Origin of the sequence: Acinetobacter sp. Tol 5, assembly GCF_019702905.1 — a bacterium.
Taxonomy (GTDB): domain Bacteria; phylum Pseudomonadota; class Gammaproteobacteria; order Pseudomonadales; family Moraxellaceae; genus Acinetobacter; species Acinetobacter bereziniae.
The window spans coordinates 412,222-425,568 of record NZ_AP024708.1; the positions used below are offsets into that span (position 1 = coordinate 412,222).

Below are 13,347 nucleotides of genomic sequence, written 5' to 3' on the forward strand. Positions count from 1 at the left end.
TTATGAAAACTAAATATAAAAAAATAGTTGTTGCGATACAAACAGCTTTTATCACCTCATTAGTTTGTTCTGCTTTACCGAGTTATGCAAGTGATACGGAACTCTATAAAGCACCTCAAACTTCAGTTACGACTATTATGTTTATGCTTGATGTTTCAGGGAGTATGAACCCAAGCCTCAATGATTATGGTGAAAATCGAATTCAAAGCCTAAAAAATGGGATGCTAAAACTTCTTCAGGGTGATGCTTCTCAAGGAATAGAACGATTACCAGATAAACTAGTAGTTGGTTTGTCTGAGTTTAGTGGAACTACTGGGCGTATTGACTTAGAGGCTCGAGCTTTAGGACAAGAAACAGATATTGGGACTAAAGAAATCTATCGAGTTTCTACTTCGGCAACATTCAACTTGTCTAGAGACTTAACGAGAGTGAACAGTCGAGATAGATATAGTACACAGACCAGAACAAGAAGATATTCTTGGAGTGATTGGGGTACTTGGAGTGGTTGGAGTGGTTGGAGTGGTTGGAGTGGTTGGAGTGGTTCTAATCCGAGTGCAAGTGGTGAATCCGTAGATAGTAAAGTACTAGGCAATACCATAACTGTTCAAGAATGTATTGATTGGAATAATATAAATAATAGCAATGATCCAAGTTGTAAAACATGGGCAGATTCAACAAAAACCTTAGCGGATTTAAATGGTTTAAATTCAACTAGTCAAAATCAATATGGGTATCCTAATTGGACTGATCAAGGAGGGTGGGTTAATATTGGTTCAAGTAATCAAACATATAACGATGTTGTAACATGTACAAGCTCTAGTTGGGGGACTTGTTACGAACAAACCAATACAAGAACGAATACTGAAAGTCAGAATCAAAAGAAAAGTCAAACAGCTACTATTGCTGGACAAGTAGTTACTACTTATACGGGTAATGCTAAAGATACTCACCGTAATAAAATGATACGTGCTGTGAATGCATTATCAGCAGGCGGAGGTACTCCTACAGCATTTGCTTATGCTGAGGTTGCTGCGTATTTGATGGGACAATCTACGCGAAATTCTAGTGGCAGCGGATTTATCTCGAATGTCACCAATATTAGTGGTTCTACTAGGTATTTAAATCCCGAAACTATTACCTCAACTAAGCAATGCAATACACAAGGTATTTATTTTCTAACAGATGGTGTTCCTGAGTATGGGCGAAATAATTCATCTCTGAATATTATGCGTGAAAGTTTAAATGACTCTGGTTTTAGGTGTGCAAGTGATTCTTTAGGTGGCAGTACGCCGTACTATAATAGTAGTAATAATACAAATAACTGGACTTGTATTGGTGAATATACTAAACGGTTATTAAAAGGTGGTTCAAATAATCCAGCTGGTGTATCAATCAAGACAGCAGTTGTTGGATTTGGATCTGATATGACAGGTACGCCAACATCTAATAAAGCCAATGATATTAGTGATGCTAAAAAATGGGGAATATTGGGTGGGGGAGGATATTACCCTGGCAATAATGATGCCGATGTTGTTGCTAGTGTTAATGCTTTCCTTAAAAAGCTTCAAAAATATATTCCGCCAGTTACTACAGGCTCAATTACCATACCTGTAGATAATTTAGATACTCAAAATATTCAGCCTTGGGGGTACTTCCCACAATTTGATCCAGCTCCAGATGCTCAAGTCACAACATGGATTGGTAATCTTAAAAAATACCAAGTGGTTGATAATATAATTAAAGATCGTGATAACAAGATTGTATTTGATGCTACAAAGGGAATTAGTGTTGATGATCCAAATGATTATTGGGCAGATACTGCTATTAAAAAGACAATTACCAAAATCGTTCAAGAAAATAACGTAGATGTTGAAAAAGAATTTGAAGTAAGAGTTGGTGGAGCCTTAAGTCAATTTAAGTTAGGGAATGTCAATAATATTGAAAGAACTATTTATACAGACAGAAAAGTTGGTAATGATGGTACTGCATCGAGTATTGGGAATGATAAGGCTTTATTACAAGTAAGTAGTGCTGATTTAAAAGCCAATAACCCTACGAATAATTTTAGTATAGATACCAAACGTGGTTATCTTGCAGCGTTGTTTGGTTACAATGTAACTTCTGCCATGGCATCAAACCTAACGACGAGCAATAGTGATGCTGCCAATACGTCCTTTGTAAATTTTCTCACACAATCCAATGCAACACTTCGCCAAATGGGCGCAGTAATGCATTCTAGACCCATATTGATTACACAAAAAGGGACAACCCAATTTGATGCTAAAACAGGTGATTTAAGTTACAAGGATCGTGATGACTTAATTGTATTTGGAACAACTCAAGGGTTATTACATGTCATCCGAGCAGGTGACAGTGCAACAGACAGTAATGCGGGTAAAGAAGTATTTACATTTGTTCCTAATGAAATGATTGAAAAGCAAAGCAAAGGTTTTTTAAATCAAGAAAATCAGGGAAGAAACCTAGAGTATGGCGTTGACGGTCCTTGGACAGCCTATACTGAATATGTCACTAAGTCTGGTACAAATGCAACAGAGCCTGTTGTAACGGTGAGCGGTGGTAAACAATGGTTATATGGTGGTTTACGCATGGGAGGGCGCAGTTATTATGCTCTAGATCTATCTGATGTTACCTCTACCAGCGGAAAACCAAAAATAAAATTTAGAATTAGCCCTGACGATGCAGCAGCATATTCACCAATTAGCTATATGGGGCAAAGTTGGTCTAAACCTACTTTAGCTTGGATAAACTGGCAAGGTTCACGCAAGCTGGTAATGATTGTTGGTGGTGGCTATGACCCAATTTATGAAAATATAGGTACGCCAACATCCAGTAGTATTGATAAAGGTGCGGGCGTATATATTTTTGATGCTGAAACTGGCTCAGTTTTATGGTGGGCAAGTGCAAATGCGGCAGCTGATAAAGTCACCGAGACGAATGTCAGTAATATGAAGCGTAGTGTGGTGAGTCAGATAAAAGCAATTGACCGTAATAGTGATGGACTCGTAGATCACCTATACTTTGGTGATTTAGGCGGTCAATTGTGGCGTGTAGACTTAGACAGTTCAAATCAAGCGGGTAAGACGGCTAATTTAGCGAAACGCGTCACTCGTATTCTAAATCAGTCTAATGCATCAGATGTGCCTAGATTCTATTCTACACCTACATTTACCATTCATAACAATGGCGGAAGTTTGTTTGCAGTACTGACAATTGGTTCAGGTAACTTGAGTTCACCTATGTCAGAAACCAATAAAAATGATGCTTTATATGCTGTTTACGATAAAGATGTTACACGTCGAAATTTATCAGTATTAAAGGACAGTGAATTAAATTCGGTTGATATCAATTCAATGACCACAGGCAGTAAACAGCTGGTTAAAAATACTGATGGTAATACTGCGACAAGTTTCAGTTTTGGTGGGTGGTATTATCCGTTAGGTTCTAAAAAACGTGTTCTCAATGATAATATCGCGATTGACAGTGATTTATATGTCAGCATATTTAATGCAAACATAGATATTGATGACGTTGATTGTTACGGTGGTGTGCGAGGTGAAAGTAAGGCTAATCAATTCTGTCTACCTTATGGTCAATGCACTGTATTGAGTGGGAATACTATAGTTGTTAAGAATCGTCCAAATGAAATTTCATTAGGAAAAGGGAATATCGGTATCAGTTTCGGTGGTAAGGATAAAAATCGTGGTTTAGTTCTAAACTTTCCTACAACTGAATCTTTAACAAACTATACCAGTAAAACTAAGTTTATTTCCCAGCGTTGGTATGAACGTTAAGGACGAATCCATGAAAAAAATACAAGGATTTACCCTTATTGAGTTAGTTATTGTTGTCATTATTATTGCAATAATGGCAGCTATAGCCATACCTACCTATAAGGATATAATTCAGTCAAATAGAGAGAAAAAAGTTCAACAAGAAATCTTAAAGCTTGCTGAGCAATTGGAAAGATATAAAACTAGAAATTTTAATTATAGAAATTTTTCTGAAACGGCTACAGAGTTACCTGAAGGCTATATATTGAAAATTTTAGATTTGGAAGACAGTTCAAAAAATCTGACAGATGATGTACAGGGGATAGGCTGGTATATTTCAGTCTCCCCACCTACTGATGCAAACAATCGTAACTATAATCCTAAAAATAATTATTTTTTGATGAGTAGTCATGGATTGCAATGTAAATCACGTTTAGCAAGTGATGTAAATTTTAAATGTGAACCTTGGAACGATGGAACAAAAACAGGAAGCCAACCATGGTAAAAGAACAGGGTTTTAGCTTAATTGAACTACTTATTGTTGTTGCAATTTTAGGGATATTGGCAAGAATTGCTTATCCAATGTATACAGACTATTTAATCAAAGCAAACCGTGTTGATATGCAGTCTGAAATGGTTAGGATTGGCGGCTTATTACAAAAATATAGGACATTGAACTCTACATTTCTAAAAAAACAGGATGCGACTCCAATTGATCTAACTACAGTAGGTGTTGCAGACCAATATCCTTCTGGCGGTAAACCATTATATAAGCTTACTTTATCTAATGTCTCCGCAGGAACATGGATATTAACAGCAACGCCAAATGAAAATACAAATCAAGCTGGAAATGGTTCTATAGTGCTGAACAATCAAGGTCAAAAATGTTGGACCAAAGGCAGCACATGCACCCCGTCCGCAACTACAAACTGGGACGGTAGATAAAATTTAAATTCAAAATTGTGGATAAACAAAAATTGATCTTTCTTTCACACTCAAGATAACGTAAAATACCGCCCTCTATGAAAGGGGTTTGAAATGTATCGATGGTCGGTGCGAGGATAATCCGTAAAAACTATAAGGTTCTATCATGGTTGTAATTCGTCTAGCACGCGGTGGTGCTAAAAAACGTCCGTTCTATCAAATCATTGTGACTGATAGCCGTAATGCACGTGACGGTCGTTTCATCGAACGTATTGGTTTCTTTAACCCTACAGCTCAAGGTAAAGCAGAAAAACTTCGTTTAGATGCTGACCGTTTTGCTCACTGGGTTTCACAAGGTGCTCAACCTTCTGAACGTGTTGCTTCTTTAGCTGCTCAAGCGAAGAAAGCTGCAGCTGCTGCATAATTTATTCAGCAGTAGGTAGCCCATGACACCAACACAGAATGTGCCCGAAGATCGTATTCAGATTGGACAGCTACGTTCAGCATATGGATTAAATGGGTGGCTCTGGGTCTATTCCAATACTGAACCCATGAGCAACATTTTTGACTACCTGCCTTGGTACATAGAAACCAAAGCAGGTTGGCAAATTATCGATGTAAAACGTTGGAAACCACATGGCAAAGGTCTTGTTGTTGCGCTAAAAGGTGTGATTGATCGCACCGCAGCAGACAATTTGGTTGGCGCTAATATCTGGATTTCAAAGTCGCAACTGCCTCAACCGGGTGTGGATGAGTACTATTGGTCTGATTTAAAAGGTCTAACAGTGTTAGGTTTGAATGATGAAGAGCAAGAAGTAAATCTCGGTAAAATCCATGAACTGTTTGAAACAGGCGCCAATGATGTAATGGTTGTTCGTGCAACAGCAGATAGCATCGATGGTGAAGAGCGAATGATTCCATGGCATAAAGATGTGGTACAACGCGTTGATCTCGAAGCTGGTCGTATCTACGTGAATTGGGGCGTGGATTATTAATCCTTAGGATTGGCACAGCAGGAAAATAGAGGAGTCTGCGGTGTTTTTTGCAGTCATTACGCTTTTTCCTGAAATGTTTGAAGCGATTACAGCGTGCGGCATTAGCGGACGCGCGGTGAAACGGGACATTGTACAAGTTCATTGTATCAATCCACGAGAATTTGCCGAGGGCAACTACAAAAGAGTGGATGAACGTCCATTTGGTGGTGGTCCAGGTATGGTGATGATGGCTGAGCCTTTGGCAAAAGCAATACACCATGCCAAACAGCTTGCAAAGCAAGCAGGAGCAGTTCATGTCCCTGTGGTGTATATGTCTCCACAAGGTAAAACCCTAAATGAACCTGCGGTACAGCAATTTATTGATTATGACGGATTGATTGTACTGTGTGGACGTTATGAGGGGGTCGATGAACGTTTGATCCAAAAATATGTAGATCAGGAATGGTCGATTGGAGATTACGTATTGTCGGGTGGTGAACTACCTGCGATGGTTCTATTAGACAGTGTGATTCGACGTTTGCCGAATACCATGTCAGATGAACAGTCAGCAGTGCAAGATTCATTTGTGGACGGTCTACTCGATTGCCCACAATATACCAAGCCAGACCATTTTGAAGGTTTGGATGTTCCTGATATTTTAAAGTCAGGTCATCACGCAAATATTGAAAAATGGCGGTTTTTGCAACGCTATCAACGCACTTTGGAACGCCGACCTGAGTTGGTGGAAAAAGTTGAGTTGACCAAGCAGCAAAAGAAATGGCTAAAAGATCAGCAAGACTCAGCAAAATGATGCTTGGTTCGAGCACAAGATTGAGAAGCAATGCTTCAACAAATTGATATTTAGCCTTGGTTAAATGTCTTTTATAGGCTCCTTAAACTCTCTCATATTTGAGTGAGGCTAAGGGGAAAGATAAACGGGTTGATATGCGATTTAGCCTCTGTCCCCAGCGGTTGTACAGACCTCTTCTGTTCCGCAAAATCGGAGATTCCCACAATGAGTGGTAAACATCCTTTAGTTCAAGCAATTGAAAACCAACAGTTAAAAACTGACATCCCTGCTTTTGCTCCTGGTGACACAGTTGTTGTCCAAGTAAAAGTAAAAGAAGGTGACCGTGAGCGTCTTCAGGCGTTTGAAGGTGTGGTGATTGCGAAGAAAAACCGTGGTTTGAACTCAGCGTTCACAGTACGTAAAATTTCTAGCGGTGTTGGTGTTGAGCGTGTATTCCAAACTCACTCTCCAATCGTTGCTAAAATCGAAGTGAAACGTCGTGGTGACGTTCGTCGTGCTAAGCTTTATTACCTACGCGAATTGTCTGGTAAAGCTGCACGTATTCGTGAGAAATTACCAGCGCGTAAACAAGGTTAATTTTAACTTTGCTTTACAGCTAAAAATGCGCCCAATAAGGCGCATTTTTTATGACTCATTGATGAATGAAAATAGTATATAGTTAACCTGTTGAAAAATGCATACAGTAAAATATCATTTTTCTTGATCAATAAAATCAAAGTGATCAATAGATTGCTTGAAGATCTAAAGCTTGCACTGTCACGTTTTAGCTCTAAAGTTTTAATTGATTTGCGTTGGCGATTTCTTACTTTTTAGAGACGAAAAGTAAAAAAATCCTTTGTTTAACACGGATCTTACGCTGCAAACAAAGCAGTGCTTTGTTTTTGCTCATATCGTCTTTGACCGATGGCGGTATCCATGCCGCCAACCGCGATGTCAGGTAAAGTCTGCTGATGAAAAAGCAAAGACCATTTCAATTATATTAAGTCAATAAGATTGATTGCTATTATAATCCTTGTAATTTTAAACGGTTGGCTTGTTCACGATAGACTTGTACTGGATCAGGTGCAAAGATTGCACGCAAGCCTAAAACCTGATTGACTTCATCTAAATGATTCCAACGATAATCATCACGAATCGTTTTACCAAATTTGGCACTACAGCGAGAGACAAGTCCATCATTGGTTTCAGGAATATTGCGACTGGTGCTGAGTAAGAATGCATCCGTTAAATCTGCAAGATTTGTTAAAACAGCACTTCCTGTGAAAGAATAAAAATAAATACCTTTTTCCTGATATGCACCTTCTCCACATGTTGTTGTCGGAACGCCCATTGGAAATTGATGATTGAAAAGTGCAGAGCCTTCGGTGCTTAAACTTTTTGAACCTGCCAATGCATCATGCGGAAACTCTTTGGGATCAAAGCCCTTAGACCAAACAATCATATTGGAAATAAAATTAACCATGTTGACCAATGGACCTTCAGCTGGAGTGCCTTCTGCTCGTAAAATCACATCCGAAAGTGGACTCCCTTTGTTTGGGGAGCCAACAGCTGTTACCGAAGCAACGTTGTTTGGCATTACTCCGGCAACATAACGTGCAGTGGGACCACCATGTGAGTGACCAATGAGGTTGATTTTTGTTTGTCCTGTAATGGCAAGGATATCTTCAACTTGTTGTACCAATTGTTCACCTCTAACTTCTGTTGAGTTAAATGGTGAAACACTTGTGACCCATGTATTTGCACCATTACGTGCTAAGTCAGGTGCAATTTGGTACCAGTAGTCTTGTCCTGAAGCATTGTCTGAACGAATAAATCCAGCCATGCCATGTACCAATACAATAGGATATTTAGTTTTAGCATAAGTTGATGTTGTTTGACTTGTGGTGATTTGCTGGGCATTAGACGCATACGCACTGGGTACTAAACAAGCCAAGATTAGACTTGCCATCAATGATCCATATTTCATGGGGAAGCTCCATTTAAAATTGTTATTTATTATTGATTCACTTCTAAGTGAAATTTAAAAATATCAAAATTGTCATGAATTACGAGCGGAAAAGTATGAAAAACAACCTTAAATGTAATATTTTATTTCGGAAAAATGTTTATTCAGTGTTAAATTCATAAAAGCCATTGAAATTTATGGAAAGCTTAAAACTAGGTCAAAGAATATTCATACAAGTGATTTGATCTCAATCATTCATATCCAATGCGCTTTATGTTTTATAAAAATTGTTAGAGCCTTTGGTGATTGGTTTATTTTGCACTTTTGACTCATAGATGGTCATTTTATTGTGAGGCGACATGGATGTTTTTATATTGAGCGAAGGGATATGAGCAAAACCAAAAGCCATATTGTAAAAAGAGATACAATATGGCTAATTTAAGTTGAGAACTTATAAACCTTGTACTTTCAAACGGTTGGCATGTTCACGATAGACTTGTACTGGGTCTGGCGCAAAGAGTGCGCGTAAACCTAAAAATTGATTGATTTCGTCCAAATGATTCCAGCGGTAATTATCTCGAATGGTTCTGCCGAATTTCGCACTACAACGTGACACTAAACCATCATTATCATGACCGAGGTTGATCAATAAGCTTGTACCAAGCAGTGCTGAATCCAAGTCTAGAAGATTGGTGACGGCTGTATTGCCTGTAAATGAAAAAAACTGAATGCCTTTTTCTTGATAAGCACCTTCGCTACATGCTGTAGCACCGACGCCCATTGGAAATTTACGATTAAATAAAACTGAGCCTTCGGTCGTAACACTTTTTCCGCCAGCAAGTGCATCATGAGGAAAACTTTTTGGATCTAAGCCTTGCGCCCAAACAATGGCTTTTGAGAATAAATTGACAAGACTGACGACGGGTCCTTCAAGAACTGTACCTTCTGTACTCAAAATGATATCTGCAACTGGGCTGCCTCTTTGTGGTGAACCAATCGCAGTCACGGATGCAACGCGAGTAGGCATGACACCCGCGACATAGCGACTGGTTGGACCACCATGAGAATGACCGACTAAATTGACTTTTTGGCTACCTGTGATGGCTAAAATTTCTTCTACTTGTTGAGCCAGTTGTTCGCCGCGCACTTCGGTTGAATTAAACGGTGATACACGTGTCGCCCATGTGCTTGCGCCGTTTCGTGCCAAATTAGGTAAAATTTGATACCAGTAATCGAGTCCTAAAACATCACCAACCCGAATAAATCCTGCCATACCATGAGCAAATACAATTGGGTATTTGGTTTTTGCATAATCAGAACTTACTTTTGTTGCAGTGACTTGTTGTGCATTGGATGCATGTGTCGTGGATAAAGTACATGCGAGAAATAGACCTGTGATCAGATGTCCATATTTCATCATAAATCTCCGTTGGTTTTATTATTGAGGGGTTTTTGGTATGTATCGATTTTTAACCTAGCAAAGCTGAAGCGAGGTTATCGATGAGATTTGGATGAAAAACAACCTAAACTGTAACTTAATATTTTATTTCTTGGTAAAAAATGAATTGATGTGTTGCCATAACGGTCGTATGGCAACAGGATTTGAGCGCTTTATTTTTAAATCAAACATAAATAAAATCTACTGTTGTTGACCTCACAGTAAATATTTTAGATTAGAAATATTATAAGCCTTCTAATTTCAAGCGATTGGCTTGTTGGCGAAATTGATCAACTGGATTCGGTGAAAATAATCCGCGTAACCCTAAAATTTGATTGACCTCATCCAAGTGGGTTTGATCATAATTATCTCGAATCACTTGTCCTAAATGGGTATTGCAACGAGTGACTAAGCCATCATTATCTAGATTTTTATATGACAAAGGTGCAAGGGTAGAAATTGCAGCATCAGTCAGATCAAGAACATTGGTCAATTGTGCTTTACCCGTCCATGAATAATGGTAGACACCATTTGAAGTCACTTTTTGCCCCTGACCACAATCTTTGGGAATCGCTGCACTTGGATATTTTGCATTAAATTCAGCTGAACCTTTTTCACTAATACTTTGTAAAGAACGATTTAAGCTGTTGGGTAATGATGGATTATTTTCCAATAACGTAATCACCGGCGCTAAAATATATTGACTTACAACGGTTAACAGCGCACTCGCGCCTTGATTACTCAATATATCATCTGCAACTTTAGAGCCTTTTATCGTTCCTGCAACAGCTGTTAAAGATGCTACTTTGGCAGGTGCAACGATTTCAATATAACGAATAGTTGGACCACCATGACTATGTCCAATGAGATTCACTTTGGCTGATCCTGTTAATGCCAAAACCTCATCAACTTGTTGTAAAAGTTGCTCACCACGGACCTCAGTACTTTCTAAAGGAGAAACCTGTGTTGCATAGACCTTTGCACCATTTCGAGCAAGATCGGGGAGCACCTGATAAAAATAATCTAAGCCAAATGATGATGTACCAAGCCGAGTGAAACCAAACATGCCATGGTTAAATACGATTGGATATTTGGTTTTTGCATAGTCAGAACTGACATAGGTTGGAGTGACAGTTTGTAGCCCTGATGCTGAGACTGTCATTCCACTGAGTCCGAGGATGAGACCCAGCCCGAGTGAACCGATCTTTAATTTCATTTTAAATACTCTTTTTGTTTTAACTGGATAAATAACCCACAATTTCTAGAATTGTAAGTTGGTGTAGATTACAGTCCTTGTAACTTCAAACGATTGGCATGCTGTCGGTATAAGGCAACGGGATCTTGTGAGAACCAACCTCGTAAACCAAACATCATATTGGCTAAATCGGTATGATTTAAATCGTAATTATCTCTAATCACTTGTCCAATATGCGTACTACAACGCGGTACCATGCCATCATTATCAGTGTTGCCGTACACTAAGGGGGCGAGTTGCATTAATAGGGTATCGATATCTAATAAATTTGTGGTTTGCGCAGTTCCTCCCCAAGAGTAATAATGAATTCCATTTTCTATTTTCGCACCCGTTTTATTACAATCTGTGGCGAGTGCAGCTGTTGGAAATTTGCTGTTAAATGTAGAAGAGCCTGTTTCTGAGAGCGATTTCATCGAGGCATCAAAGTTAATCGCTAAATCTGGATTTTCCTGTGCCCATGCGATCAGTGGACCAACAATATATTGTCCCAAAATATTCATCAAAATTTTACTTGCTTGATTATTTTGAATGCTGTCGGCAACACGAGAACCTCGAAAAGTTCCACCTACACCCGTGATAGATGCGACATATTGAGGTTTAACCGCTGCAACATAGCGGATAGTTGGACCGCCATGACTGTGTCCAATCAAGTTGACTTTGTCCTTTCCTGTGAGTGCTAAAACCTCTTCTACTTGAGTGATCAGTTGTTCTCCACGCACTTCAGTGGTATTGGCAGGAGACAATTGTGCTGCAAATACGGTTGCACCATTACGCGCCATGTCGGGTAAGATCTGATACCAATAGTCAATATTAAAACGCTCATTTCCGATTCGAGACCATCCGAGCCAACCATGTGTCATGACTATAGGATATGCAGTTTTTGCATAATCTGATTTGATTGTATCTTTGATTTGCAAAATGCCGGGAGATGCCTGTGTCAAGCTGGCTAAACCAAGTCCCAACACACAGCATATACTGAGCCACAAACGATTTTTTATTGTCCTGTTTTTCATTTTTTTTTCCTGTTATATCACAATTTTATTGGCTAATTTGCAAACGGTAATTGACCTCCTTGGTCATGTACCGTTTCAAATGTTTGTAATCTAAGTTGTTCTTGTTGATTGGAAAATTGTTGTGATTTGAGTTGTTGTATTGCACTTTGTTTAGCGGAATCACTCATATTGCTGTTGAGAATGGTGTCTCGCTCAGATAAATACTGGTTCACTTTATTTTTCCAGTCACCTCTTTGGACATCTAATGTTTCTAAACGTTGAGTTGCTTCTGGACCAACAAGATTAGTACGCATTTGATGTAGTTCTTGTGCTGAGCCACCGCGTGCTTTAATGTCTGCTGTGAGTTTTCTGAGGTCTTCAAGTTGATTTAGTTGTTGCAGATTTTCTTTCCAATCTTCAGGAAGTTGATCAAACAATGCTTTGAGTTTTTTGGCTTTTTCGCTTGCAGATAAGGATGCGTCATCCATCACAGCCATTCGATCGACGGTATATTGGTCATAGGTATCTTGCGTACCAAATAGACCTTGGATTTCATAATCTGAGAAGAATTTCTTTCTTAAATTTTTGGTATTGTCCACAATCTGTTGATAGTATTTAGCACTTTCCTTGTCCGCATTGGGCGCTTGTAAATCTGCTAATTTACCTCGGTAATCTATGTAGCGTGTCCATAAATCACTCAACTGAGATAGAACAGGCTCTTTATAGCTTGTTTGAAGATAACGTTGGAAATCTGTTTTGATTTGTTCAATTGTTTTTTCACCATACTGGGTAATGAAATATTCAAAACAGTCTTTGGTTTGTTCATTGACAATTAAGCGATTGGAAGCATCTACTCGAATTTGACAATTAATTTGCGTGTCTTGTTGGCTCTTGCTGGCAAAACTTAGCGCTTCTGATGTTGAAAGCTGAGAAGCGGCAATTTGTCCTTCAGACTGAGTTGTATCGTCCGAAGTCTGATGTGCTTCAGCTGTTTGATGACTGGGTTTAAGCCAGAAAATGACTGCCAAAATCACCACTAAAATAATAAACAACACTATCCCAAGCGTTTTTTTTCTAGATGAATCCATCTAATGTCCTATATTTTTTGTATTTTTATTCAAAAATAATTTGCCATAAAACCGCAAGTTTCAAATATAAAATTTGTAAAAATAGATGAGTGGTTTTTGTTAAAATAACTCATCAACTTATGTATAAAG

12 protein-coding genes are annotated in these 13,347 nt (G+C 38.8%); 7 read left to right on the forward strand and 5 right to left on the reverse strand.

The window, feature by feature from the left end:
* Positions 1 to 2 precede the first annotated feature (2 nt).
* The 7 genes from TOL5_RS01920 (at position 3) to rplS (ending at position 7,076) form a co-directional block, all read left to right on the forward strand.
* Entirely contained in the window at positions 3 to 3,812 is a 3,810-nt protein-coding gene (locus TOL5_RS01920; protein ID WP_221260647.1) for a PilC/PilY family type IV pilus protein, read from the forward strand.
* A 10-nt stretch (positions 3,813 to 3,822) separates the two neighbouring features.
* Positions 3,823 to 4,296, forward strand: coding sequence for a prepilin-type N-terminal cleavage/methylation domain-containing protein (locus tag TOL5_RS01925; RefSeq protein ID WP_198261252.1), 474 nt, complete (start codon positions 3,823 to 3,825; stop codon positions 4,294 to 4,296).
* A complete protein-coding gene (locus TOL5_RS01930) occupies positions 4,290 to 4,736 on the forward strand; it encodes a type IV pilin protein (RefSeq protein WP_058967801.1) in 447 nt (148 codons plus the stop codon). Before TOL5_RS01925 ends, TOL5_RS01930 begins: the two co-directional genes overlap by 7 nt.
* A 145-nt stretch (positions 4,737 to 4,881) precedes the next feature.
* Positions 4,882 to 5,139, forward strand: coding sequence for a 30S ribosomal protein S16 (gene rpsP, locus TOL5_RS01935; RefSeq protein ID WP_004826436.1), 258 nt, complete (start codon positions 4,882 to 4,884; stop codon positions 5,137 to 5,139).
* A gap of 22 nt (positions 5,140 to 5,161) precedes the next feature.
* Positions 5,162 to 5,710, forward strand: coding sequence for a ribosome maturation factor RimM (gene rimM / locus TOL5_RS01940; RefSeq protein WP_005035430.1), 549 nt, complete (start codon positions 5,162 to 5,164; stop codon positions 5,708 to 5,710).
* 40 nt (positions 5,711 to 5,750) lie between these two features.
* Entirely contained in the window at positions 5,751 to 6,500 is a 750-nt protein-coding gene (trmD, locus tag TOL5_RS01945) for a tRNA (guanosine(37)-N1)-methyltransferase TrmD (protein WP_221260648.1), read from the forward strand.
* A gap of 204 nt (positions 6,501 to 6,704) precedes the next feature.
* The gene (rplS, locus tag TOL5_RS01950) at positions 6,705 to 7,076 is read left to right on the forward strand and encodes a 50S ribosomal protein L19 (protein WP_004826442.1); all 372 of its coding nucleotides are present in this window, start codon (positions 6,705 to 6,707) and stop codon (positions 7,074 to 7,076) included.
* Between the two features lie 427 nt (positions 7,077 to 7,503).
* On the opposite strand, the gene TOL5_RS01955 is transcribed toward rplS, so the two are convergent.
* From TOL5_RS01955 to TOL5_RS01975, 5 genes are all read right to left on the reverse strand, one after another.
* Positions 7,504 to 8,466: a lipase family alpha/beta hydrolase gene (locus TOL5_RS01955; protein ID WP_221260649.1), complete on the reverse strand. Its 963-nt coding sequence runs from the start codon at positions 8,464 to 8,466 to the stop codon at positions 7,504 to 7,506.
* A 430-nt stretch (positions 8,467 to 8,896) separates the two neighbouring features.
* Positions 8,897 to 9,862, reverse strand: coding sequence for a lipase family alpha/beta hydrolase (locus TOL5_RS01960; protein WP_046759784.1), 966 nt, complete (start codon positions 9,860 to 9,862; stop codon positions 8,897 to 8,899).
* A 265-nt stretch (positions 9,863 to 10,127) separates the two neighbouring features.
* On the reverse strand, positions 10,128 to 11,099 hold the full coding sequence (locus TOL5_RS01965; protein WP_174761559.1) for an esterase/lipase family protein: 972 nt from the start codon (positions 11,097 to 11,099) through the stop codon (positions 10,128 to 10,130).
* A gap of 68 nt (positions 11,100 to 11,167) precedes the next feature.
* Positions 11,168 to 12,151 (reverse strand): esterase/lipase family protein, encoded by a 984-nt coding sequence (locus TOL5_RS01970; RefSeq protein WP_221260650.1) that lies wholly within the window; start codon positions 12,149 to 12,151, stop codon positions 11,168 to 11,170.
* Positions 12,152 to 12,183: 32 nt separating this feature from the next.
* Positions 12,184 to 13,218, reverse strand: a complete 1,035-nt coding sequence (locus TOL5_RS01975; protein WP_221260651.1) for a lipase secretion chaperone — start codon at positions 13,216 to 13,218, stop codon at positions 12,184 to 12,186.
* Positions 13,219 to 13,347 lie beyond the last annotated feature (129 nt).